This is a genomic window from Sphingorhabdus sp. M41 (assembly GCF_001586275.1).
Taxonomy (GTDB): domain Bacteria; phylum Pseudomonadota; class Alphaproteobacteria; order Sphingomonadales; family Sphingomonadaceae; genus Parasphingorhabdus.
On record NZ_CP014545.1, the window covers coordinates 15,255 to 39,182 of the forward strand.

General features: G+C 58.0%; 27 protein-coding genes. 13 read left to right on the plus strand and 14 right to left on the minus strand.

Annotated features, from left to right (window positions below):
• Positions 1 to 12 precede the first annotated feature (12 nt).
• From AZE99_RS00105 to AZE99_RS00125, 5 genes are all read left to right on the plus strand, one after another.
• A complete protein-coding gene (locus AZE99_RS00105; RefSeq protein ID WP_067196747.1) occupies positions 13 to 480 on the plus strand; it encodes a PTS sugar transporter subunit IIA in 468 nt (155 codons plus the stop codon).
• A 9-nt stretch (positions 481 to 489) separates the two neighbouring features.
• The gene (locus tag AZE99_RS00110; RefSeq protein ID WP_067196750.1) at positions 490 to 969 is read left to right on the plus strand and encodes a PaaI family thioesterase; all 480 of its coding nucleotides are present in this window, start codon (positions 490 to 492) and stop codon (positions 967 to 969) included.
• Positions 962 to 1,300, plus strand: coding sequence for a DUF1491 family protein (locus AZE99_RS00115; RefSeq protein WP_067196753.1), 339 nt, complete (start codon positions 962 to 964; stop codon positions 1,298 to 1,300). The genes AZE99_RS00110 and AZE99_RS00115 overlap by 8 nt, the downstream gene beginning before the upstream one ends.
• 202 nt (positions 1,301 to 1,502) lie before the next feature.
• On the plus strand, positions 1,503 to 2,210 hold the full coding sequence (locus AZE99_RS00120) for a cell wall hydrolase (RefSeq protein WP_067196756.1): 708 nt from the start codon (positions 1,503 to 1,505) through the stop codon (positions 2,208 to 2,210).
• 80 nt (positions 2,211 to 2,290) lie between these two features.
• On the plus strand, positions 2,291 to 2,806 hold the full coding sequence (locus tag AZE99_RS00125; protein WP_067196758.1) for an MmcB family DNA repair protein: 516 nt from the start codon (positions 2,291 to 2,293) through the stop codon (positions 2,804 to 2,806).
• A gap of 10 nt (positions 2,807 to 2,816) precedes the next feature.
• On the opposite strand, the gene AZE99_RS00130 is transcribed toward AZE99_RS00125, so the two are convergent.
• A complete protein-coding gene (locus tag AZE99_RS00130) occupies positions 2,817 to 3,470 on the minus strand; it encodes an ankyrin repeat domain-containing protein (protein ID WP_067196760.1) in 654 nt (217 codons plus the stop codon).
• 95 nt (positions 3,471 to 3,565) lie between these two features.
• Here AZE99_RS00130 and AZE99_RS00135 point away from each other — a divergent pair, with 95 nt between their 5' ends.
• From AZE99_RS00135 to AZE99_RS00145, 3 genes are read left to right on the plus strand one after another with little or no spacing between them, the layout of a single operon-like run.
• Entirely contained in the window at positions 3,566 to 4,198 is a 633-nt protein-coding gene (locus AZE99_RS00135) for an SCO family protein (protein ID WP_067196763.1), read from the plus strand.
• Entirely contained in the window at positions 4,186 to 4,632 is a 447-nt protein-coding gene (locus AZE99_RS00140) for a YcgN family cysteine cluster protein (RefSeq protein WP_067196765.1), read from the plus strand. The genes AZE99_RS00135 and AZE99_RS00140 overlap by 13 nt, the downstream gene beginning before the upstream one ends.
• On the plus strand, positions 4,619 to 5,365 hold the full coding sequence (locus tag AZE99_RS00145; protein ID WP_067196767.1) for a M48 family metallopeptidase: 747 nt from the start codon (positions 4,619 to 4,621) through the stop codon (positions 5,363 to 5,365). The genes AZE99_RS00140 and AZE99_RS00145 overlap by 14 nt, the downstream gene beginning before the upstream one ends.
• Positions 5,366 to 5,371: 6 nt before the next feature.
• Here AZE99_RS00145 and AZE99_RS00150 read toward each other — a convergent pair whose 3' ends face one another.
• On the minus strand, positions 5,372 to 7,483 hold the full coding sequence (locus AZE99_RS00150) for a transglycosylase domain-containing protein (RefSeq protein ID WP_067196769.1): 2,112 nt from the start codon (positions 7,481 to 7,483) through the stop codon (positions 5,372 to 5,374).
• Positions 7,484 to 7,570: 87 nt separating this feature from the next.
• Positions 7,571 to 7,969, minus strand: a complete 399-nt coding sequence (gene msrB, locus AZE99_RS00155; RefSeq protein WP_067196772.1) for a peptide-methionine (R)-S-oxide reductase MsrB — start codon at positions 7,967 to 7,969, stop codon at positions 7,571 to 7,573.
• 115 nt (positions 7,970 to 8,084) lie between these two features.
• Between msrB and AZE99_RS00160 the strand changes: the two genes are divergently transcribed.
• Entirely contained in the window at positions 8,085 to 8,630 is a 546-nt protein-coding gene (locus tag AZE99_RS00160; RefSeq protein WP_067196775.1) for a DUF4402 domain-containing protein, read from the plus strand.
• Positions 8,631 to 8,636: 6 nt separating this feature from the next.
• Here the strand turns inward: AZE99_RS00160 and holA are convergent, their stop codons facing one another.
• Genes holA through AZE99_RS00180 form a run of 4 tightly spaced genes read right to left on the minus strand, consistent with a single transcriptional unit; the run spans position 8,637 to position 13,185 of the window.
• Positions 8,637 to 9,665, minus strand: a complete 1,029-nt coding sequence (gene holA, locus AZE99_RS00165) for a DNA polymerase III subunit delta (RefSeq protein WP_067196778.1) — start codon at positions 9,663 to 9,665, stop codon at positions 8,637 to 8,639.
• Positions 9,662 to 10,183, minus strand: coding sequence for an LPS assembly lipoprotein LptE (gene lptE / locus AZE99_RS00170; RefSeq protein ID WP_067196780.1), 522 nt, complete (start codon positions 10,181 to 10,183; stop codon positions 9,662 to 9,664). Before lptE ends, holA begins: the two co-directional genes overlap by 4 nt.
• Positions 10,180 to 12,708 (minus strand): leucine--tRNA ligase, encoded by a 2,529-nt coding sequence (leuS, locus tag AZE99_RS00175; RefSeq protein ID WP_067196783.1) that lies wholly within the window; start codon positions 12,706 to 12,708, stop codon positions 10,180 to 10,182. The genes lptE and leuS overlap by 4 nt, the downstream gene beginning before the upstream one ends.
• Positions 12,709 to 12,735: 27 nt before the next feature.
• Complete coding sequence (locus tag AZE99_RS00180; RefSeq protein ID WP_067196786.1) at positions 12,736 to 13,185, minus strand: DUF3576 domain-containing protein; 450 nt, start codon at positions 13,183 to 13,185, stop codon at positions 12,736 to 12,738.
• Positions 13,186 to 13,535: 350 nt separating this feature from the next.
• Here AZE99_RS00180 and AZE99_RS00185 point away from each other — a divergent pair, with 350 nt between their 5' ends.
• Positions 13,536 to 14,273 (plus strand): hypothetical protein, encoded by a 738-nt coding sequence (locus tag AZE99_RS00185; protein ID WP_067196789.1) that lies wholly within the window; start codon positions 13,536 to 13,538, stop codon positions 14,271 to 14,273.
• A 9-nt stretch (positions 14,274 to 14,282) separates the two neighbouring features.
• Here AZE99_RS00185 and AZE99_RS00190 read toward each other — a convergent pair whose 3' ends face one another.
• Positions 14,283 to 14,792 (minus strand): thiamine phosphate synthase, encoded by a 510-nt coding sequence (locus tag AZE99_RS00190; RefSeq protein WP_067196792.1) that lies wholly within the window; start codon positions 14,790 to 14,792, stop codon positions 14,283 to 14,285.
• 121 nt (positions 14,793 to 14,913) lie between these two features.
• Between AZE99_RS00190 and AZE99_RS00195 the strand changes: the two genes are divergently transcribed.
• The gene (locus AZE99_RS00195; RefSeq protein WP_067196795.1) at positions 14,914 to 15,582 is read left to right on the plus strand and encodes a YggS family pyridoxal phosphate-dependent enzyme; all 669 of its coding nucleotides are present in this window, start codon (positions 14,914 to 14,916) and stop codon (positions 15,580 to 15,582) included.
• Here the strand turns inward: AZE99_RS00195 and AZE99_RS00200 are convergent, their stop codons facing one another.
• The 5 genes from AZE99_RS00200 to pdeM are packed head-to-tail and all read right to left on the minus strand — an operon-like array spanning position 15,583 to position 21,256.
• Entirely contained in the window at positions 15,583 to 17,424 is a 1,842-nt protein-coding gene (locus tag AZE99_RS00200; protein ID WP_231862646.1) for a cation:proton antiporter, read from the minus strand.
• Positions 17,425 to 17,479: 55 nt separating this feature from the next.
• Positions 17,480 to 18,745 (minus strand): adenosylmethionine--8-amino-7-oxononanoate transaminase, encoded by a 1,266-nt coding sequence (locus AZE99_RS00205; protein ID WP_067196801.1) that lies wholly within the window; start codon positions 18,743 to 18,745, stop codon positions 17,480 to 17,482.
• Positions 18,742 to 19,371 (minus strand): dethiobiotin synthase, encoded by a 630-nt coding sequence (bioD, locus tag AZE99_RS00210; RefSeq protein WP_067196803.1) that lies wholly within the window; start codon positions 19,369 to 19,371, stop codon positions 18,742 to 18,744. Before bioD ends, AZE99_RS00205 begins: the two co-directional genes overlap by 4 nt.
• Positions 19,368 to 20,510 carry an 8-amino-7-oxononanoate synthase gene (locus AZE99_RS00215; RefSeq protein ID WP_067196806.1) on the minus strand — a complete coding sequence of 381 codons (1,143 nt, stop codon included), beginning with the start codon at positions 20,508 to 20,510 and terminating at the stop codon, positions 19,368 to 19,370. The genes bioD and AZE99_RS00215 overlap by 4 nt, the downstream gene beginning before the upstream one ends.
• Before the next feature lie 17 nt (positions 20,511 to 20,527).
• Positions 20,528 to 21,256 (minus strand): ligase-associated DNA damage response endonuclease PdeM, encoded by a 729-nt coding sequence (gene pdeM, locus AZE99_RS00220; RefSeq protein ID WP_082788169.1) that lies wholly within the window; start codon positions 21,254 to 21,256, stop codon positions 20,528 to 20,530.
• 81 nt (positions 21,257 to 21,337) lie between these two features.
• On the opposite strand from pdeM, the gene trhO reads away from it, so the two are divergent.
• The gene (gene trhO, locus AZE99_RS00225) at positions 21,338 to 22,276 is read left to right on the plus strand and encodes an oxygen-dependent tRNA uridine(34) hydroxylase TrhO (RefSeq protein WP_067196809.1); all 939 of its coding nucleotides are present in this window, start codon (positions 21,338 to 21,340) and stop codon (positions 22,274 to 22,276) included.
• On the plus strand, positions 22,273 to 22,923 hold the full coding sequence (locus AZE99_RS00230; protein WP_067196812.1) for a glutathione S-transferase: 651 nt from the start codon (positions 22,273 to 22,275) through the stop codon (positions 22,921 to 22,923). The genes trhO and AZE99_RS00230 overlap by 4 nt, the downstream gene beginning before the upstream one ends.
• Positions 22,924 to 22,938: 15 nt before the next feature.
• Here AZE99_RS00230 and AZE99_RS00235 read toward each other — a convergent pair whose 3' ends face one another.
• Positions 22,939 to 23,742 carry a hypothetical protein gene (locus AZE99_RS00235; protein ID WP_067196814.1) on the minus strand — a complete coding sequence of 268 codons (804 nt, stop codon included), beginning with the start codon at positions 23,740 to 23,742 and terminating at the stop codon, positions 22,939 to 22,941.
• Between the last annotated feature and the right edge of the window lie 186 nt (positions 23,743 to 23,928).

Here is a 23,928-nt window from a genome sequence, read left to right on the forward strand (position 1 = left end):
AAGGGAAGATTCATGACTGATTTGTCCGTTAGACTGGAACTTGCCGCTGTCCGGGATTGTCCCGATGTCAGCGATAAGGCCGACATCCTGCGCACAATCGCCCGCATTGGCCAGGATTGCTATCGTCTTGATGCTGATACTATCCAGGCCGGTTTGGAGGCGCGCGAGGCTCTCGGTTCAACCGGTTTCGGACGATCCGTTGCCATACCGCATACCAAACTCGCCAGTCTTGACCATTGTGTGGGCATTTTTCTGCGTCTTGCCGAACCAGTTTCCTTCAATTCCCACGATGGCAAACCGGTTGATCTGATATTCACTCTCCTGTCTCCGCAGAAAGCCGGGGTTGAGCATTTGAAAGCTCTGGCCGCGGTATCCCGCTTCTTGCGGGATGACCATATGGTGGCAAAGCTTCGCGGCGCATCGGGGCAGGATGCGCTCTACGCGCTGTTGAACCGACAGCGCGAGCAGCAGGCTGCTTGATCCCAGATCATGACAGGTGAAGCTGACAATGAAGAAGAACATGGCGGTGCCCAGGGACATTTCCGGGCGCTGGAACGGCTTTATGCGGAAGCACCGATAAACCGCCTGTTCAATTCCCGTCTCGAAATCGTGGAAGCCGGCAAAGCCAGCATATTTTTTGATGTGGATGAACGCTATTATCACGCTGCCGGTGCGGTGCACGGGACGGCCTATTTCAAAATGCTCGACGACGCCGCTTTTTATGCTGCCAACAGTCTGGTGTCTGACCGGTTCATCCTGACCACTGCTTTCAATCTGCTCTTCACCAAGCCGCTCAAGTCGGGTCCGGTCATTGCCGAAGGCCGATGGGTTAGTGGTAAACGGCGAGTTTTCGTTGCCGATTCTCGGCTGATCGACAGCGAGGGTGAAGAAATAGCGCGTGGTACCGGAACTTTCATGCGCTCGCACATCCCGCTGGCATCGCTGCCCGGCTATAAAAAAGATGATTGAACCGCGGCTTTCCGCGGAAATGAAGGTCAAAACCCTTCTCAGACTGGTGAATCAGAATGGTGGCTTCGGAGTCGTTCTGAAAAAGGGCGACAGAATATCCGGATCGATCCTCATCCAATGTGTGGAAAAGGGGGAGAACCCTAGGCTCCTGGAGAATATGCCGTCGCTGGATGGTGAGCCCAACTGGCAGCAGATATGGCCACAAGCCACTGATAATAATAAGAAAATATCAGATTATGTTGCACAAAGATTCCGTTTTGACCCCGATATGTGGTTAATTGAACTGGACATCCCGGATGCGGAACGGCTCATCGCCCAAATGGGTCAGTAAACTTGACTTTATTCCCCAGAACCATATTTGCCGCTCAACTTTGATGCGCAGGTTGCCGACGGGGGTCAGAAATGACAGGCGGTAAACACGCAGACGGGGAGAACAGAAACAGGCCCACCTTTTGAATTTCGGCTCTGTTTTTGGCGGTTTTGACGAAAATGTCACGATTTGCTCTGGTCTCACCGCATAATGTAATAGGTTAATGAGAAAAATTTTTCGTGCAACAAGCGCTCTGTCGCTTGCCCTTACTGCGGTCGCGGCATTGTTCGTCACCGATGCGTCCTTTGCTTTGGAAGCAAGCGACGAAATACCGGAATCCGAGATTTTCGTCGATCCGGCCCTGCTGGAAGCAGATGAAGCAAATCCAGCCATTGTTTTTGCCGAGCAACAGGAAGTTGTTGCTGAAATTCCAAAAGATGTTGTGAAAGCCGACATGATTGCCAACGGTGACGCCGAAAGCGATTCTGATGAAAACAGCGGTTTCATCAATGACGGCGCCTCATCCCTGCGTCAGCTGGTGCGCCAGCAGTCGGTAGATGGTTCGCTGGACGCTGAAATGAAATGTTTGGCCGGCACCGTCTATTTCGAATCCAAAAGCGAATCCCTGCAGGGTCAGCTGGCCGTCGCGCGCGTAGTGCTCGCACGTGTCGCATCCTCTCGCTTCCCGAATAGCATCTGCGGTGTTGTTTTCCAGCGCAGCCAGTTCTCCTTTGTTCGTCGCGGGAAAATGCCGCCGATCAAAACCGGGCACCGGCAGTGGCGCAATGCGGTGGCAATTGCCAAAATCGCAATGAACGATGGCTGGGAAAGCTCGGTCGAAGGCGCGCTGTTCTTCCACGCACGTTATGTTTCTCCAGGCTGGCGGCTCCAGCGTCTGGCAGCGATCGACAACCATATTTTCTATCGGTAACCAAACCGGAAGCTGGCAAATCATAAGGGCTCCCTTACGGGGGCCTTTATTTTGTTCTTTTTATGTTCTAGTCTTGAGCGATGACGACAAGGAATGATACGATTGGCTTGCTGACGACTCCCGGTGAGCTGACAGGCGCACAGGCCGTTGCCCGCGGTGTCGCCCGGATGTTCCTGCGACATGATATCATGATATTGCCCGAGGTCAGTTTGCGGAACCGGCGCCGGGCGGATCTGATGGGCATTGATGCCAAGGGGCAAATTGTCATTGTCGAGATCAAGGTCGCACGCAGCGATTTGCTCGGTGATGCCAAATGGACCGAATATCTGGATTATTGCGATCGTTTCTATTGGGCCTTGCCGGTGGGCTTCGATGCGTCGCCGGTCGAAGGATCAGATTTTCTTCCTGAACGCACCGGGCTGATCATTGCCGACGCCTATGATGCGGAAATGGTGCGTCCGGCTGCGACCAATGCGCTTGCACCTGCTCGGCGCAAGACAGAGACCATGCGGCTGGCCCGTCGCGCGATGCAGCGTGCAGCAATCTCCGATGGCTGGATCAGCCCCACCTCGGATCTGCACGAACTGGGTGGCTAATAAGCTAAAACTAGCCTTCTGGCCCGAAAAACCGCCCTTCGGATTCCGGTTTTTTGTCAGCGTCGGATTTTTCAATCTCGGCCAAAATGGCAGCCGTCCGCCGATCCTCCTTCGCGTAATCGCGCGCTGACTTACCGGCGAGCGTGTCGGGCCGGTCCGGGTCGGCGCCGTTTGCAAGCAACAGTCGAACCAGTTCCGTATCACGGATATGGACCGCCAGAATAAGTGCGGTTTCGCCTTGTCTGTTCGTGTCATTGACCTTGGCGTTTTTGGCCAAAAGGGTTCTGACTCCATCAACAAACCGAAGCTGGGTAGCGAGCATCAGCGGCGTTGTGCCCTCTTTGTCCGAGAGATTGGGATTGGCGCCCTTCTGCAGGAGAAAGCCCAGCCAGGTGTTGTCGCGTCGATCCACCACAATATGTAGGGCAGTCTGACCTGTTGAGCGGTCGCGCGTATTGACGATGACCGATCCCGGCTGGCTGAGTAACTTCGTTGCTTCTTCGCCATCGCGGTCCTTGACCGCTTTCAGAAAATTATAGCTGTCCGAAAATTGTGCCGCAGCAGGCGCGGAAAAGGAAACCGCCGCCGCTGCAAGCGTTGCAAAACGTAGAAAAATGATGAATTTTGCTGACCAGAATGTGCCTGAACTATCGTTATTGAACATTTTTCGCCCCGTTTCTTTAACTCGTGAGTCTTCACTCAGATCCGCTGTAATCGCCGACTATCAATTATCTGTTGAAATTGATCAACTAGCAGACCATGTCTGGCCCGGTAATGAACAATCTCTCAAACATCGCAAAAATAATCCTCAGCGCAGGATTACTGACCCTCATGGTGGCCTGTAACCCTGCGCCGGATGGAAGCGTCGCAACCGATTCCGAGCCGCCGCTGGCCGGGGCAAAGATCGGCGGCACATTTACCCTGACGAACCAGGATGGCGGGCGAACCTCCGACCAGCAATTCAAGGGCAAATATCGGATAATGTATTTCGGTTACAGCTATTGTCCGGACGTTTGCCCGGTCGATCTCGCCAATATCATGCTTGGTTTGAAGCAGGCCGAAAAAGAAAATCCGGCCCTGATAGAAAAAATCCAGCCGATTTTCATATCGGTCGACCCCGGTCGCGATACTCCCGCCGTGTTGAAGCAATATGTGCCCGCCTTCCACCCGCGCCTTATCGGCCTTACCGGAAGTCCCGAGGAAATCGCAGAAGTCGCGAAAAAATATCTGATCATTTACGATATCCGGAACGACGAGGGATCGAGCGAATATCTTGTCGATCATAGCCGCCAAGCCTATTTGTTCGGGCCAGATGGAGAGCCTCTGGCACTGCTGTCCTTTGACGGCACGCCGCAGCAAGTCGCGGGTGAAATTAACCGATGGGTGCGCTAGGCTCCGATCAGCCATTCTGGGAAGCGCCGCTCGAATCCCTGGACCGCGCCCAATGGGAGGCCTTGTGTGATGGCTGCGGCAAATGCTGTTTGCTGAAAGCCGAAGACGAGGACGACGGTCAGATATATATGACCAATATCGCCTGCAAATTGCTCGACCTTCGGAGCGCGCAGTGCAGCGACTATCGCCACCGCAAATTCCATGTTCCCGATTGCGTGCGGCTGACTCGCAACAAGCTGGAAGAATTTGAATGGCTACCAGATAGTTGCGCTTATAAAATGCGCGCTCGCGGTCTGCAATTGCCGGAATGGCATTATCTGGTCTCCGGTGACCGTGAATCGATCCACAGGGCTGGAAAGTCGATCCGGGGTAAGGTTATACCGGAAAGCAAGGCCGGACCGCTTGAACAGCATATTCTCGATGCGCCTTTTTAGTTCATCGCGTTCTGAAGCGCTCGCCATCCGTCTCGACGGCGTGAGCTATCCGCTTCAGTTGCGACGCTCAAAACAGGCGCGGTCGATCATTGTTTCGGCGGATACGGTCAAAGGTGTCGTCCGTCTCACGGTGCCCACTCATGCTTCAGAAAATCAGGCGCTGCGCTTCGCCCAGTCGAAATCCGACTGGCTCAATGCCCGCTTTGCCGAAGCCGTGCCACCGGTTCCAGTTAAGGATGGCAGCCAGATCGCCTTTTTGGGCGAGCCGTGTTTCATAAGATGGTCTCCGGAATTTGCGCGGGCGCCGGTGCTTGTAGAAGACGAAATCCGTTTGGGTGGACCCGCTGAACATGTTGAGTCCCGTATCCTGCGCTGGCTAAAGGGCCAGGCGCGCGCGATTTTTGCCGAAGATCTGCAATTTTACTGCATTCGCGCCGGAACGGATTTGCCGCAGCTGTCAGTCGGCGATGCACGGCGGCGCTGGGGCAGCTGTTCCGCACGCCAGTCTATCCGGTTGAACTGGCGGCTGGTCATGGCACCACCGCATGTGCGCCGGTCGGTGGTGGCGCATGAAGTGGCCCATCTCAAACATATGGACCATAGTCGGCGATTTTACGCATTGCTCGACCAGATATTCGAATCGGACCGCCGGACGGCTGACCGCTGGCTCAAGGACCATGGCCGTGGTCTGCATATGGTCGGAGCAGACCGACAACCCCAGCCGGCCGACTGAACCGGATTACTGTTGCGGTTCCGAACGCAGGGCTTCGGGAATCAAGGATTCAGGCTGGTTTTGCGGAGGCGCTGGTTTCGGTTTCTTGGCCGGCTCCGGTTTGCGGGGAGCCGGGTCGCCGCCGCGGCCAAGGACGGAATCGATCCAGTCCTGATCCAGTTGCGGACCATCTGCGGCCTCGCCATCTTCCAGATCATATTCGACCCCGCGACCTGTTTCGATCGGCATGCCGTTCTCGTCCACATAGATACCGTCTTCCGGCGCCCCGAACAGCTCGCCTTCATCTGGTTCCAGCTGCCATTCCGGCAAGACCAATTCGGTATCGAATTTTTCTACTTTGCGATTGGCCACGGCCACCTTCATGAATTGGGCGAACGCGGTGGCCGGAGCTCGACCACCCTGTAGACCGCCGACGGGCTTTGCGTCGTCACGGCCCATCCAGACACCTGTGGTTAGCCCACTGGAGAAGCCGAGGAACCAGCCATCCTTGTTGCTGCTGGTTGTTCCGGTCTTGCCGGCCACCGGTCTGCCGATTTGGGCTGCCCGTCCGGTCCCGGTGGCTACGGCGGTCTGCATCAGGTCGGTAATGCCGGCGGCAACCCACGGATCGACGAGCACCCGGCTGCCGTCAAATTTGCTTTGATAAAGAATATCGCCCTTCATCGTCTGGACCTTGGTGATACCAAATGGGGTGATAGCAACGCCCTTCGCGCTGATCGAGGCGAAGGCGCGGGTCAGGTCAAGCAACCGCACATCGGAAGTTCCGAGTACCATTGAGGGGTTTGTGTTGATCGGCGTAGTGATGCCAAAACGACGCGCCATATTGGCAATCGTCGTCGTGCCGATATCATTGCCGATTGCTGCTGCCACGGTATTCTTGGAGAAAGCAAAGGCGGTCCGGACATCTATGTCCCCGGCATAGCGATCGCCGCTGTTGCGCGGCGTCCAGTTGCCAATGGTGATCGGCTCGTCGGTCACTGTGTCATTGGGGGTATAGCCGGCCTCCAGCGCTGCCATATAGACGAATACCTTCCAGGCCGACCCTGGCTGACGGACGGCCTGTGTGGCGCGGTTATAGTTGGATGTGACATAATCTGTCCCGCCGACCATAGCGCGCACCGCACCATCCCTGTCGATTGCCACCAATGCCCCTTGCGCACCGGCTGGCACGCGCGACTGGATTGCTGCCGTGGCTGCGCGCTGCATATCGAGATCCAGCGTGGTCCAGACTTCAATCGGCTCCACGCTCTCGTCGATCAGCAAATCCAGCTGCGGTAGCGCCCAGTCGGTAAAATAACGCACGCTATTCTGGCGAGGTTCGGGCGCGAGTTTCACCGATGCCGGATTGGTCTTTGCCGCTTCGGCTGCGCTTATCGCGCCAGCGTCCTGCATCACTTCGAGGACCACTGTCGCCCTTCCGATCGCTGCTGTTGCGTCGGCGGTGGGCGAATAGCGCGAGGGAGCCTTGACCAGACCGGCAATGATCGCAGCCTCGGCCAGGTTGAGCTCTCTGGCGCTATGGGCAAAGAAACGGCGAGATGCGGCATCAATGCCATAGGCACCGCCGCCATAATAAACCTTGTTCAGGTACAGTTCGAGGATCTGCTCTTTGGAAAATTTCCGTTCCATCGCCAGCGCGAGCAATATCTCCCGCCCCTTCCGGCCAAAGGTCCGGTTGTTGTTCAGGAATATGTTCCGGGCGAGTTGCTGGGTGATGGTCGATCCGCCCTGAGCCCAATGGCCGCGCTGCATCCTTACCTGGAGCGAACGCGCGATGCCGATCGGATCAACGCCCGGATGACTTTCGTAGCGCCGGTCTTCGACGGCAACCATCGCGCCTTTCATGACGTCCGGGATGTCTGCATATTGCAGCCACTCGCCGTAGCTCGGCCCCATGGAAAACAGCTCTTTGCCGTTCACATCCAGCACCCGTATCATCTGGCCGTTGGGAGAAGATTTCAGGTCCTCGAAGCCGGGGAGGGAGGAACGGACGACCAAAATCGCAACCACGAGGGCAATTGCCGCGAGAATTCCGACGACAAGGCCGGTCTTGGTCAGCCGCCATAGCCACTTGCGCACTGGCCCTTGCTTTTTATTGCGTTTTTTGGCCCGCGCCATATTGATCCACCCACTAAATACCAGACTAGAAATTTTCTAGCGTTTTGGTGCCTTACCGTAGGCTGAACAGGGAAGCACAGAAAAAAGTCAGTCTGTTTTGGGTTCGAAGGCCATCGCGGCGCTGTTCATGCAATAGCGGAGACCGGTATCAGTAGGTCCATCGGGAAAAACATGACCAAGATGACCGTCGCAGGTGGAGCAGCGTATCTCGACCCGGCGCATGCCAAGGCTATTGTCCTCGATTTCGGTGACCGCCTCTGAATCGGCGGGTGCGGAGAAGCTTGGCCAGCCGCAACCGCTATCGAATTTGCTCTCCGATTCAAACAATTTGCTGCCGCAACCGGCGCAGAAAAACTCTCCGTCGCGATATTCGGTGTTCAGCGCTCCGGTGAAGGGCCGTTCGGTGCCCGCTTCGCGCAGCACATGATATTGTTCCGGCGACAGCTGTTGCCGCCATTGCTCGTCGCTCAATATTGTTTTTTCCATTACCGCTAAATGGGCGTTCGATTGCAGCCGGTCAAGGGATCTGGCGAAGAGAATCGGTACGGCTGATCACAATGCTTAACTGATTATTAGCCATATTTTGGCAGGATATATCACTATGAAGATAGTGGTAAAATTGATGCTGTCAGGCCTGCTCTTGATCGCAGGCCTGGCACTGCTGCCAGGGCAATCGCATGCCCAATGCCGTTTATGTGCCGCCAGTCCCGAAGCGCACAGCCTGTCCAACGGGGCTTCCGGTAAGCCGGAAATTCCCTTGCAGATCGAAATCACCGCTGATCTGGATTTCTCGCGCATGGCGCTGCTCAGCAACAGTGGCGGTGTCGTCAGCATCGACCCGGTGTCCGGTGGCAAACATTTCCGCGGGAGCGTCGCCAACCTTGGTGGCATGGCGCTGCACGGAGAAGGACGTTTGACCGGGGAACCAGGCCGCAATGTGCGAATATTCCTGCCGGAGCGGATTCAGCTGAGCGCACCCAATGGTTCAACCGCCGAGCTGGAAAAACTGGAAACCAATCTGCCGGAACTGGCCAGACTGGATCATACAGGTCGACTGACCTTTGCTTTTGGCGGACAATTGCGCGTCCGGGGTGACGCCAGCGGCCGGTTTCGCGGCCGGATTGCGATCACCGCCGACTATGAGTGAACCTACCTAACGTCCGCTGGCCGCTTTTCTGGCAATCAGCAGCAATTCTTCTTCCAGCAGCACCTGATCGGGCTGACCGCTGCTTTTCATCACGATCTCCAGTTGCAAGATTCGCTCAATCAGCCGCGCGATATGGGCCGATGACCAGATTCGCAGCTGCCGCTTGAAATGTTTCTGTTCCTTGAAAAACACGCTCGGATGCCCGGCAACGGAATCGACATTGCCACCCTTGTCGACCTTGCTGCGCAATTCCGCGAGCTTGTTGAGATGGCGGAGCATGATCCGGATCAGACCAATTTCGCTAATGCCCTGAGCGCGCGAGGCGGCGATTTCCTGCGCCAGGCGGGCCGCATCGCCATTGAGCGCGGCATGAATCAGCAGGTTGATATCTTCTTCGTCATTTTCTGCGCCGAGCAAGAGCAGAATATCGGCTTCCGGCGTCTGTACATTCTCGGGGGTCGCATCCAGATATAGCGCGATCTTCTCCACTTCCATGCGGGCCAGCACCAGATCATTGCTGGTCAAAGCGGCAATTTCCTGCGCCATTTCCCGGCTCAGTTGCAGGCCCTCGGTCTTCGCCATGGTCTGGATGGCAGCCGCTGCCTGTTCCGGTGAGGTTTCATAGCAGGTCGCGATCAATGCATCCGGCGCAGCGATGATGCTTTTCGCCAGCGCAGTCTTATCGCCCATGCCGGGTGCGATGACAAATACCGGATCGCCGGCGGTATCGCTGGCCAGCAGATTGTCGATCGCCGCAGTCGCCCTTACCGCTTCGCCGCTGTTCAATCGCAAAACAAGGTAACGCTTGTCGCCGAACAGCGACGCGGAATTGGCTTCGTCATTGAGGCGGGCGGGTCCGTCGGTGATGTCGCTTATCGTCAGATCGACTCGCTCGGCGGATTGCGCCAGCGGCTTGACCAGTTCCTCGACCAGCGCCTGGCAGCGGGTGACATTGGGACCGCATAACAGGATCAGTCGGAATTGATCGGAGCCGGCGTGGAAGCGCCTGACAATTTCTTCCGGCTTTGCCTTCATGGCTGCGGCAACGCGTTGGCCTCTTCCCGGGCGAACAGAGAAAGCCGGGTCACGATCTGGTTGGCCACGCGGGTCGCCAGATTCTCCAATGCCGTATCCTCTGCGGCGAGAGTCGCATATTCCGAAGATACCACGTCAATCCCGGCATCAGATCCCGCCGTGGCGTCCAGCACAACAACCGAGTCGGCGAGACGGACCAGCTGATAGCGGGCGCGCAGGGTTCTGCGCTCGCGCGTGATCCGATCATCGCTGCGCACGCCAAATCCGGCAATCTTGTCTTCCAGTGCGACGGTCAGGCGGTATTTTGCCTGCTGTCCCTCAAATGCCTCGAGCTGATCTTTCAGCGCATTGCGGGTCAGCCATCCGGCCTTGCCGGCGATCGGTTCAATCTCGACATTGCCAAGCTGCTGGGCGACAACGCCATTGGTACCGCCAGCATAGAGCGGCCGCAGGTTGCAGCCGGCCAGCATCGCCGAGATTGCCACCACCAGGGTGATCCGCGCGATCACGGATTTCATATTACGATATTGACCAGTCGATCGGGCACGACAATCACCTTCTTTATTTCCGCTCCGTCGAGACTACGCTGCACCTTCTCGGATGCGAGGGCAAGTTCTTCGAGCTGCTCCTTGCTGCTGCCCTTGGCAACGGTGATTGTATCGCGCAGCTTGCCGCGTACCTGAATCGCAATCGTCACTTCATCATCGACCAGCAGGTTTTCGTCCACCTCCGGCCAAGGCGCGTTGGCGACCAGATCGCTTTCGCCGAACAAAGCCCATGCTTCCTCGGCAATATGCGGCACCATCGGGGCGACGATCCGTGCCAATGACTTGATCGCAACAGTCCGGTCTTCGGAAGGCCCTGATTTCTCGATCAGATTGACCAGTTCGAATATCTTCGCCACCGCCTTGTTGAACGAGAGCGCCTCGACATCTCCGGCGACGCCGGCGACGGTCTGGTGCAGCTTGCGCCGGAGCGCCTTGTCCTCGCCTGTATCGGCGTTATCGGCGACAGCGATAAACAACCGCCACAAGCGCTGGACAAACCGCCAGCTGCCTTCGATGCCGGCCTCGGACCAGGGAAGATCGCGTTCCGGCGGACTGTCGGAGAGCATGAAAAAGCGCACCGCGTCCGCACCATATTGTTCGATGATCGGATCGGGGTCGACGACATTTTTCTTCGACTTCGACATTTTCTCGACCCGGCCGGTGGTGACCGCTGAGCCGTCGGCAATTACCGCCCAGTCCGCGCCGTTTTTCTCGACTTCGTCGGGAGACAGCCAGCTGCCGTCGCCATGTTTATAGGTTTCGTGCGTCACCATACCCTGGGTGAACAGGCTCTCGAACGGCTCGGCAAAATCCAGCTTGCCGATGCTCGCCAGAGCGCGTGTCCAGAAACGCGCATATAGCAGATGCAGGATCGCATGTTCGACGCCGCCAATATATTGGGTCACCGGCAGCCATTGCTTGACCACTTCGGGGTCAAAGGGTCGGTCATCAGGCTGGCTGGCGAAGCGCAGGAAATACCAGCTGCTGTCGACAAATGTGTCGAGCGTATCGGTCTCGCGCCGCGCCGCCTTGCCGCATTTCGGGCAGTCGACATGTTTCCAGGTCGCGTGACGTTCCAGCGGATTGCCCGGTGTTTCAAAATCAATATCTTCGGGCAGCACGATCGGCAGCTGGTCCTTGGGCACCGGTACCGGGCCGCAGTCATCGCAATGAATGATCGGAATCGGCGTGCCCCAGTAACGCTGGCGCGAAACGCCCCAGTCGCGCAGCCGCCAGGTGGTCTGGGCCTTGCCCCAGCCTTCGGATTGCGCGCGATCAATGACGGTCTGCTGCGCCGCGTCGATGGTCATGCCGTCGAGAAAGGCGCTGTTCACGATCTTTCCGGGTCCGGTATAGGCTTCGTTGCCGGCGTACTCGGCGCCGGTTTCGTCGCCGTCAGAAACCACGCGCTTGACCGGCAGATCATATTTGCGGGCAAAGTCGAGATCGCGCTGGTCATGCGCCGGTACGCCGAAAACCGCGCCGGTACCATAATCCATCAGCACGAAATTGGCGACGTAGACCGGCAACTGCCAGTCGGGATCAAGCGGATGGGTGACGGTTAGGCCGGTATCAAAGCCCTTTTTCTCCATCGTCTCCAGCTCGGCAGCGGTGGTGCCGCCAGCCTTGCATTCTTCAGCGAAGGCGGCGAGCGCGTAATTCTGGCCAGCAAGTTTCTGAGTCAGCGGATGGTCGGCCGACAGGGCGACAAAACTCGCTCCGAAAATCGTGTCCGGACGGGTCGAGAAAACCTCGACCGTCGCGATATCAGCTTGCGCTTCTGCCAGAGCGAAATGAAATTGCAGGCCCTGCGACTTGCCGATCCAGTTTTCCTGCATCAGCCGCACTTTTTCCGGCCAGCCCTTGAGGTCACCCAGTCCGGCCAGCAGATCTTCGGCGAAATCGGTAATCTTCAGAAACCACTGGCTGAGCTTGCGCTTCTCGACCTGAGCGCCGGAACGCCAGCCCTTGCCGTCGATCACCTGCTCGTTGGCGAGCACCGTCATGTCGACCGGATCCCAGTTGACCGCCGATTCCTTGCGATAGACCAGCCCGCCCTCGAACAGATCGATGAAAAGCGCCTGTTCCTGCCCATAATAGTCCGGGTCGCAGGTCGCCAGTTCGCGGCTCCAGTCAAAGGCAAAGCCCAAAGTCTTCAGCTGGCTGCGCATCGACGCGATATTGGCCCGTGTCCATTCGCCGGGATGGACTTTCTTTTCCATCGCGGCATTTTCCGCCGGCATGCCGAAGGCATCCCAGCCCATCGGATGGAGCACTTCAAAGCCCTGCATCCGCCGGAACCGGGCAAGCACGTCGCCCATCGTATAGTTGCGGACATGGCCCATGTGGATGCGGCCGGAGGGGTAAGGAAACATCTCGAGCACATAGCTGCGCGGCTTGCTGCTCGCGTCGTCCGCTTCGAACACGCGCGATTCGGCCCAGCGCTTTTGCCAGCGTTTGTCCGCCGCCAGTGGATTGAATCGCTGATCGGTCATTGCGGCCCCATTATATGGCAGGAAAAATTAGTTGGAGATCGCACCGCGCCGCAGGTCGCGGGCCTTGGTGAGAATGATCTGTTCGAGCTTCTGCGTGGTTGCCGCTTTCACCGGTGCATCGACCCATGTGCCGTTGCTGGCAACCTGACGGGATGCCGCAACGCGCAAGGCATCGGCGCGCAAATCCTGGTCGAGGATCGAAACGTTGATCTTCATCCGCTCGCTTGGATTTTGCGGGTTTACATACCAGTCGGTCAGGATCACGCCGCCATTGCTATCGGTTTGGGTGAGCGGCATGAAGGACAATGCATCCAGCGAAGCGCGCCACAAATAGCTGTTCACGCCGATGGTGGTAATCTGTGACGCTGCCAGATCCGCTTTTGGCCGCTCTTTGCCACCGCAGGCAGAAAGCAGGGAAAGCGCCAGCAGGCTAGCGGTTGCAGATCGCACGAAGAGAGATGGATTGAGGCGGGACATGAAGCGCTCCTGGTTGCATTTTACGCCGATACGAAATCTTTTTTGCAGGATTTGTTCCGGACGTGAATATATTTCAGCGCTCTCTATAAATGCTTTGCCGCAAGGGGCAAGCACAAGCGCATGATTCGCTCTTGTGCAGCAGCGACTGAACCCCAGTTGAATAATCGCAGAATCATATTGGGTTCATGTTTTTTATGGTAGGCCGTGAAACGATCTCCGCCAAAAAGCGTAACCGAACTGCAACAGTAAGGCGCTAGTTTGAAGAAATCGGACAAAAACAATATGTTGACTCGTGTAGATTGGCAGATTTTGTTATATCGAAGGTCAGATAAAGGGGAAGCGGCTTCATCATGACGAAAAAGGTCAGTCATTTCGGTTGGTTAGCGACGGGACTCGCGCTCTCCGGTCTTGCCATGACCCCTGCTCTTGCAAAAGTGCTTTCCAGTGATGACGGAATGGTATCCCTGAAAACCCTCGGATCAATTGGCTCCTTTACCGTAGCTGGTGCCGACCCTGATCTCGTAGCCAAATATAAACTCAGCGCCTTTCGCGGCAATGCGAGCTTCAAATTCACTCCGTCCGGCGGCACCCGCGACGGGGAACGCTCGGTTACCGTAGTGGTGCGCCAAAAATCTGACGCGGTTTCCATTCGCGAGAATATTCTGGCTGCTGCACCCGGATCGGGTGTAGCCAGTGCGGCGAAAATTGCTCCCGTTGCTTATAGCCTCGGCTCGGCCAAAGGCTTGAAGAGCTTTGCAATTCCGGTCCGGAAACTCGGCAGCAACCTCCCTGATCTCTCGGAAATCGGTGCTGAACGGCTGATGGGCGAGGACAATGATGGCAAGAAGAGCCGTTTCAACCCGCGCATGTCGATCGATGCCTCGGCACCGATCAACGCGACACCCCGCGCTCTGGATGCCAGCCAGAAAGATTATACGCTCGATGTTGGTGGCAGCTACTCGCTGACCCGCAACCTGGACGTGACTGCCGGTGTCCGGATCAATAATGAGCGCGACCGGATGGCACCGCTGACCGATAATCGTCAGGACAGCCAAGCCGTCTATGTCGGAACCCAGTTCCGCTTCTAAAATTCATATTTAGCTTAAAGCGTCGATCGCCGCCCAGCCATGGGTCAGGTGGTTTTTGCGCATTCGATAGCGATACTCGTTCATCCCGCCCAGATAGATCACCGCGCCATTGCACAGCGCTGCCAAGCGCCGGGTCTGCAGAGGATTCAGGGGCTGCTGGCCAGGATGGGACCGGGTAGTGAACACCGGTGACAGAAAATAAATGTCCGCACAGACGCGATTGGCTTGCTGAATTTCCAGGGCATTATGAACCGGCACGCTGTGCGGCATCCCGCCCATATTGGTCCGTCGCTGTACACGCCCGTGTACGCCGTCGGCGCGCCAGCGTCTGGCTAGCGCCGGAGATCCGGCCAGAAACAATATATGGCCACGCCGCCGAGCTAGTTTTTTGACAGTTTCAAATCGCTTTCGTCGCGATGTTTCCCGTAAATGATAATGGCGAAAGACAATCCCGCTGCCCCGCGGCAGTCGCAGGACCAATTGCTCAAGAAGCGCATCATTTCGCGCGTCGGTGAACATCCATATCCGGGGCAGGGCCGACCTTCTTGGGTCCGGCAAAGCGGGGCAGGGCTGGTCTCGCAACATAAGCAGGCCTATAGACGCAAGCTTCGCGAAAGAGAATGATTGAGAGAGACCCAATTTGGCAAACCCCCCACTAGAGGACATCCGCAGCAAGATCGAAAAGGCCGCCAGAATAGCGGACCGCAAGCCTTCGGATATCGCGCTCATCGCCGTGTCCAAAACCCGCAGCATTGATGAAATTCGACCGCTGCTAGAGGCGGGCCATCGCGTATTCGGGGAAAACCGGGTGCAGGAAGCGATGGAGAAATGGCCTGTGCTGAAGGCCGAATATCCGGATATCCAACTACATATGATTGGCCAGTTGCAATCCAACAAGGCTGGAGAAGCGGTGGCTCTTTTTGACTATATCCATTCCCTCGACCGGCTTTCTCTGGTCAAGGCGCTGGCAAAGGAAATGGGCAGGCAGGACCGCCAGATACCCTGTTTTCTGCAGGTCAATATCGGCGAAGAATCCCAAAAGGGTGGCTGTGATATCAAGGCTGTGCCCGAGATGCTGGCCCAGGCCCGCACAGCCGGTATAACCGTCGCCGGCCTGATGGCAGTCCCGCCGGACAATGTGAACCCGGTCCCCTATTTCGCGCTGCTTGCCAAGCTGGCGCGCGACAATGGCCTCGATGAACTCAGCATGGGAATGTCGGGTGATTTTGACAAGGCGATCAAGCTCGGTGCCACTCATATCCGGGTTGGCACCGCGCTATTTGGTCCGCGCGATACTCCGGCAGCTTGATCAGCTTTGGCCGTTTTTCTCGCTGTCTTTCGCCGCGCGGTCCGCTTTGCGTTCCTCCGGTGTGTCAGCCGCGACATAGCTGATCACGACGTCACCGTCTTCAATGACCGGTCGGGCATCGGTTGCAAAGAATAGCAGCCGACGATCCGGCTTGAACACGGCGAGCGGTTCCTCGCCTTCTTCCAGATTCTTGCGATAATCCTCAGCGGTGAATTTCTCGGTGATATTGGTTTTGCTGAATCGCCATCCGGCCAGATCACGGTCGAGCAATGTGCCAAAATCCGCGCCGGATTCGAACAACAGCCGGCCGTGTCCGACCCTGCTTTTGCTCTGGCTGTCATTGGCCAGCCGGCTGATTTGCTCATAGCCCATTTCCGGGCCGAGATCAGCGGTGATCAACTGGTTCTGGCTATCATTGTCAGTGGCCGCGATGAGATGCTGAAATTCGCCCATGTCGATATTGTCGTCATGCGCCTCTGCCAGCACATCACCATGGTGAATCGCAAGGCCTTCGCTACGCGCCCTGCGCAGGGCGAATTTGCTGTTGTCCGTCATCAGGACATCGATTTCGAGAGATTTCAGCATTTTACCCAAAGCAATCGACCAGCGATTGGCGCCGGCGATCAAGACGCCCTCGCCTTTCCCTTCCGAAATGCCCAGTCGCTCGGCGACCCAGGACGCAGAAAACCCATGCGCAAAAATGGTCGCGATAACGACAGCAAAGCTGAGCGGTACCAGCGCCTCTGCCCCGGGCAGTCCATAGTCGACAAGACGTATGGCAAACAAACCGGTAATCGCGACCGCGACAATACCGCGCGGCGCAATCCAGGCGATGAACAGCCGTTCGCGCCAGGGTACGGAACTGAACAGCAGAGCGGCCAGCACAGAAATGGGTCGCACAACGAACAGCAGCAATATCAGGAAGATGACAAATTGCGGGCGGAACTGCTGCACCGTTTCCCAGTCCAGCGTCGCGGACAATATGATGAACACACCGGAAATCAGCAGTACCGCCAGATCTTCCTTGAACCGGTAGAGCGCCTGACTGGAATAGATTTGCCGGTTGGCCATAACAATGCCCATCACCGTCACCGTGATCAGTCCGGTTTCATGTTTGATCAGATCGGCGATGACAAATCCCGCGATCACCGTAACCAGCAGAAAAGGCGCCTTCAGATATTCAGGAACTTTCCCTCTGGGAAACAGCCAGGTAATGGCAAAGCCAAGCCCTGCGCCAATCAATCCGGCAATGAAGCTTGCTGCCAGAACGTCCATGCTGATGACGGCGATATTGGCATCGGGCCCTTCATAGGTGATATAGGCGTAGATACCGACGGCCAGCAGCGCGCCAATCGGGTCGTTCACAATGCCTTCCCATTTCAGGATGTTGCGAACCCGCGATGGTACGCGCAATGTGCGCAGCATCGGGCCAATCACCGTAGGACCGGTGACGATCATGATACCGCCAAGCAAGGCTGATATTTCCCAGGACAGGCCAGCACCATAATGTGCCGCTGCTGTTCCCAGCACCCAGGCAATCGGCCCGGCGACAAATACCATCGCCGAAACCGCGCCGCCCGCCTGTCTCAATTCCCGGAAGTTGAGGCTGAGTCCGCCTTCAAACAGTATGACGGCCACCGCCAGCTTGATGATTGGTTCTTGCAGCGCTCCGAAATCGCGTTCGGGATCGATAATGCCCAGTACCGGGCCGGCGAGGATGCCGACGATCAGCATCAGAGCAATGGCAGGGCGACCCGTTCTCCAGGCAATCCATTGCGCGCCGATGCCGAGCAGGCCGATCAGCGCGATCTTCACCATGAGAGAGTCAACTAGTTCCATCATCTATCCTTGGCGGGTTTTTCGGTCTTATGCAAAAAAACTTTCTGCCGCCTGTGGATCAGCAATTACGGAAATGGTCAATTGCTTCCTCAATAACGGCGTAAACAGCTTCCAGTTCCACAGGACTGATACAATAAGGTGGCATGATGTAGATCGTATTGCCCAGCGGCCGAAGTAAAATCTTGTGATCCCGGAAAAACGCGAGCAGTTGCGGCCCCAAGCTGGACATATAGTCGCCTGCACCGTCGTCGATTTCAAAGGCCAGTATGGTGCCGCACTGACGCAATCCGCTCACGTTCGATTTCCGCATCAGCCGGTCGGAAAAGGCCCGATGCGAAGAAATAATGCCGTCGATCCGCTCCAGAACCGGTTCCTCGCGCCAGATCGCGAGATTGGCATTGGCCGCGGCGCAGGCAATAGGATTGGCGGTAAAGCTGCTTGAGTGGAAAAACATCTGCGCGCGATCTTCGGAAAAATGCGCCTGATAAATAGGGTCTGTGGCAGCGGTTACGGCCAGCGGGATGACACCGCCGGTCAGGCCCTTGGCCGTGCACAATATATCCGGTTCAATGCCCGCCTGTTCGCAAGCGAAGACGGTCCCGGTACGACCCCAGCCAGTCATCACTTCGTCGGCGATGAACAGCACATCATGCTCGCGGCAGATAGCCGCCATCTTGGCCAATGTCGCGGCACCATATATTTTCATGCCACCCGCGCCGAGGATTAGCGGCTCGACGATCAGCGCCGCCGGCGGGCTTTCGCTGTCCTTGCAAAAGGCCTCAAGCTGGTCGAGCGTAGCCTGCTCAGCCCCCGCTTCCGGGAAAGCTATCGTGCCAACGTCAAATAGCAGCGGCGCATAAGCTTGATTGAACACGCCGCGCGCGCCGACCGACATCGCGCCGATCGTATCGCCATGATAGCTATGCTCCATCACCAGGATCTTCTGGCGCGCTTCGCCGCGATTGTGCCAGTAACCGAGCGCCATCTTGAGCGCGACTTCGACCGCCGTCGAACCGCTGTCGGAAAAGAAAATATGCTCGAGGGAATCGGGCAGAAAACCGGAAAGACCCGCGGCCAGCTCCCGCGCCGGTGCATGCGTCCATCCGGCAAAGATCATCTGGTCCAGCCGGGCGCTCTGTTCCTGAATCGCGCTGACGATCTTCGGATGGCAATGGCCGTGCGTCTGCACCCACCAGCTAGATATCGCGTCGATGATCCTGGTGCCGTCGCTCTGGTAGAGGCACGCGCCTTCCGCCCGCGCGATCTCAGGGATTGGTTCGCCGAGACCGTGCTGGGTGAAAGGATGCCAGATATTGATGCTCATGATCCGAAGTCCGCGATATCGAAATGGGCAGCAAAGGCGTCCCGCAAGGCGTCCGGAGAGAGTTGGTCGAGCATCGGCAAGCGCCCGAGATGCGGCACGGCACCAATCCGGCATATGGTCTGCTCGCTGTCGACATTTTCATCGCCGATAAAGGCGATGCCGTGGATTGGCACGGCACGGCTACGCAGAGCCTCGATGGTCAACAGGCTGTGATTGATGGTCCCGAGACTGGTCGACGCGACGATGATCACCGGCAGGCCCCAATGGGCAAAAAGATCGGCAAACAGCAGTTCCGGATTGACCGGCACCAGCGCGCCGCCTGCCCCCTCGATGATCAGCGGCCCGTCGACTTGCGGGATGTCGAGATCGCCCAGACCAATGACAATGCCTTCCTGAGCTGCCGAATAATGGGGGGAAGCTGGAATCTTCAGCCGGTAGCGTTCGGGCAATATCCGGTCCGGATCAACGCCGCCAATCCGCGCGACCGTCTCGCTGTCGGTGCCGTCTGCCAGCCCCGCCTGCACCGGTTTCCAGTAGCTCGCGCCCAGCGCCGCGGTCAGCGCCGCGGCAAAGACGCTTTTGCCGATATCGGTATCGGTACCGGTGATGACGAACTTGCCGCTCATGCCGCTTCCGCCAGTGCCAGCGCCTCGTGCAATGCGGCTGCGAGATTGCTTATATCGTCTTGTGTCACGTTCAGGGTCAGCGAGATGCGCAGGCGCGCGGTGCCGGCCGGTACTGTCGGCGGGCGAATGGCCCGGACATCATATCCCTGCTCCTGCAGCATCGCCGCCACGCTTACCGCCACCCGGTCTTCGCCGAGGATGATCGGAAAAATCTGGCTGTCCTGATGGTCGCCGAGCGACAGGCCGGCAAAGCCGCTCCGGGTAAGCGCGATATGCTCCGCCAGACGACTCTGCAGCGAGGGATTGTCCGCGACATAAGCTATGGCATGCTGCGCCAGATGCGCGGTCAGCGGGCTCGGCGCAGTGGAAAAGATGAAGGGCCGCGCCCGATTGATGAAAAATTCGCGCAGGATTTTCGGCATGGTGAGCAGCCCGCCTTCGCCGCCCAGCGCCTTGCCGCAGGTGCGCAACAGGATCGCGTTTTCCTGCCTGCCAATGTCACCCGCCAGACCGGTGCCGCCCTCGCCGAAAACACCCACCGCATGGGCCTCGTCGATCACCAGCATCGCGTCATGGGCATTGGCGATTCGCGCAAGATCGCCCAGCGGTGCCCGATCGCCGTCCATGCTGTACAGGCTCTCCACCGCGATCCACACGGTGCCCGTGCCTCCGGCTTCGCGCCAATTCCGGATCTCTTGCTCGACTGCATTGCAATCATTGTGCGGGAAAGCCCGGAACGCGGCGCGGCCCAGTTTCATCCCGTCATGAACGCTGGCGTGGACCAGCGCGTCGTAAAGCAGCAGATCGCCGGTCTGCGGCAGGGTCGCGAACAGGGCGGTGTTGGCAGCAAATCCGGAACCGAAGAACAGACTGGCCTCCGCGCCATAATGGCTGGCGGCATATTGCTCGAGCGCTTCATGCTCGGGATGATTGCCACCCAGCAACCGCGATCCGCCCGAACCATGCGCCATGCCATCGGCAATCGCGGCCTGCGCGACCTCTTTCAGAAGGGGGTTGCGGGAGAGTCCGAGATAATCATTGGACGAAAAATCCCTGCCGACCGGAATCGACAGCCGCCTATTGCGCCCCGCCTGATCCAGCGCGTCCAGCTGGTCGCGATAGGGTTTGAATCGATCCATCACCGCGCCGTTAGCAGTCAGCGACCCGTGCTGGCCAGAGGCAATGCAAGCTGGCTGTCATCGACCGCTTCTATTGTCCTGTCGCGGAAGGGCAGCGGGAAGCAGACGGGCTTTTCCTGCAGGCCGATGATCGCTTCCGCCGGTCCCCCGACGCAGGCCTCGATCACCGGATCCTGCGCCGCCATGCCACCGGTCAGCGCCCCGAAAGCGGGCATGATCAGATGATGGCGTCCCCTGACAAAACAGCGCCGCGAAACATGACGGCCGCGCGTGGCTATGCGGATTTTCGGGTGATAATGACCGGATATTTCCGGCAAATGACTACCGGCCGTCGCTTCGTGCCGCAGCGCCAGCCCCTCGCCCGTCCACTCGTCAACCACCGTGCCACCCCACAGACCGGCAACATCACGGTCATGATTGCCGGTGATCCAGACCCAGTCGAGCGCGGCGGTCATCGCCGAGAGCTGCCTTGCCGCTTCCGGCTCCAGCCGCGCCTCGCCTTCGCCGTCATGATAATTGTCACCGAGGCAGAAAACTCTTGTCGCGCCCGTATCGCGGACCAGACCGGCCAGTTCGTCCAGCGTTGCCTGGCTGTCATAGGGCGGCAGCATCTGGCCCTGCCGCGCAAAGAAACTCGCCTTTTCCAGATGCAGGTCGGCCACCAGCACCGCATTTTTTGCTGGCCAGTACAGCGCGGCAGGAGCTACGATATCAAAGCGGTGTTGGGCGAACAGAAGGGGAACCATGGACCCGCTATGCGATGAACATAAGCGCTATGCAAGCCACCGGGTTGGAATTTATCGCTCGCCCGCACTATATGCGCTGCCATGACCGAATCTCAAACGCCCGTAAAAGTCGCCGCGCTCTATCATTTTGCCGTGGTCGACGATCCCGCCGCCCTGCGCCTGCAAGTGCTCGCCCTGTGCGAGGAACATGGCCTCAAGGGTACGATATTGCTGGCCCAGGAAGGGATCAACGGCACCATCGCCGGCGCACCCGACGATATTGATGCAGTGATCGAGGGCCTGCGCACGCTGCCCCGCTTTGCCGATCTCGAGGTCAAATATTCTGAAGCCAGCGCGATGCCATTCTTGCGGATGAAGGTCCGGCTCAAGAAGGAAATCGTCTCGATGGGTGTCGAGGGCGTCGATGCCGCCACCGAGAAGGGCGCCTATGTCGACCCCGCCGACTGGAACGACCTGATCGCCGACCCCGACACGATCGTGATCGATACGCGCAACGCCTATGAAGTGGCGATCGGCAGCTTCGACGGCGCGATCAATCCCGATACCGAGAGCTTCCGCGACTTCCCGGCCTGGTTCGACGAATTCTCGGAAAAGCTGCGGCAGGATTCGGACAAGGCACCGAAGATCGCCATGTTCTGCACCGGCGGCATCCGCTGCGAAAAGGCGACCGCCTATGTCAAGGCGCAGGGCTTTGACGATGTCCAGCATCTCAAGGGCGGCATCCTGAAATATCTCGAACATGTGCCCGAATCGGAAAGCCGCTGGCAGGGCGACTGTTTCCTGTTCGACCAGCGCGTGGCCGTCGGCCACGGGCTGGTCGAAGCCGACTATGGCCAATGCTATGCCTGCCGGATGCCGCTGAACGCCGCCGACCGCGCCTCGCCTGACTATATTCCCGGCGAAGCCTGCCCGCATTGTATCCACGACCGGACCGACGAGCAGCGCGCCCGCTATCGCGAACGCCAGCGCCAGGTCGAGAAAGCTGCAGAAGAAGGCCGGCAGCATCTCGGCACCGAATGACCGATTTGCCGGTCCTCTACAGTTTTCGCCGCTGCCCCTATGCGATGCGCGCAAGGATGGCGCTGCTGGTCAGCGCAACCCCGGTTCGCCTGCGCGAGGTCGTGCTGCGCGACAAGCCGGCAGAAATGATCGCCGCCTCGCCGAAGGCCACGGTGCCGGTGCTGGTGCTGCCAGACGGACAGGTGATCGACGAGAGCCTGGCGATCATGCACTGGGCGCTGGACCGCAACGATCCACAAGGCTGGTTGCAGGGCACCGCTGCCGAATCCGAATTGATCGCGGAAGCCGATGGCCCGTTCAAACATGCTCTCGACCGCTATAAATATCCTGTCCGCTACGAAAATGTCGACCCGCTGGACCACCGCGCTGCCGGACTGGCCTTTCTTGAAAAGCTCGAAGGTTTGCTTCAGGAATCGGGCCAGCTCATGGGAGCGAAGCCGACTTTAGCCGACCACGCCATTTTCCCCTTCGTCCGCCAGTTCGCCAATAATGACCGCAACTGGTTCGACCAATTGCCGCTTCCTGCCCTGCAGAAATGGCTTGGTGATCATCTCGCATCGTCGCTGTTCGCCACAACGATGCAGAAATTTCCACAGTGGAAGCGTGGGGATGCGGAGCCGGTTTTCGCTCTTGAGGTCGCAGTTTAGGCGGCACCTCTCTGATCAGATCCCGACGCGCAGCTTCAGTCCCACCCGCGTATCCGGGGCGGCATCCGACAGGCCGAGGGCGCCATCGACGCCGATGCGGACCGAGCGGGTCAGATTGGTGCCGAAACCCATGTTGATGCTCTGGCTGTCGCCGATGCTGGAGGAAGCGGATTGTTCATAGGAATAGGAAGCGGTCAGCGCGCTGTTCTTGCCGAGCAGGAGATGGCTCCCGGCGGTTCCGGACAGAGTGTTGCGCGTGGCGAAATTATCCGGCTCTCCGATAATCGTATAGCCCGCGCCGACAAATGGCACGATCGCTCCCATTTTTTTGGAGAGCTGGCCATTTAGCCCATAATCGACCTTGCCGGTTCCCAGGCCTTTTGCCCGCGATGCGGTTGGCAGTTTGACAGAAGCGCCGACGCTGGCATTCACGCCAGAGACGGGTAGCTGATAAGCGGCATTGAGCGAGAGGTCGCCAATGCCTTCGCGCTTTACCTGACCGGTCTGCGAACCGTTCGACGCCAGCAAAGGCGTGCCGAACAGCCCGCCCTGATTGATGATCACCTCCTGCGGGGCGGTGGAGGAAATATAGGGGATCGACGCGGATGCGCTGAACCGGCCTTTGGTCATCGCGATACCGGTCGTGGCAAAGCTGCTCTTATAGTCCAGCCCTTGACCGACATCCCCTTCGACATGGTCAATTCCAGCGAGCAGCTGGAAATGGGTTTCGTCCTGGCTATTCTGTTGATCACCGGAATCCTGTGCGAGTGACGGACTGGCAGCGGCGAGAAATATCGGCAGAGAAAGAAAAATGCGCATATTGGCTTCGCTCCATGAAGAGATGGCACCACGCCCGCGTGACGCGTGACGCGTGACGCGTGACGAGTGCTCGTCTGTGAGTGGAGGGAACGAACCGAAGCCGCGGTTTAATCCAAATTATTTTGGAAAAACCGTTTCTGGAACCGAAACATATTGAAATTGAACGTTCATTACATTGGATCCGAC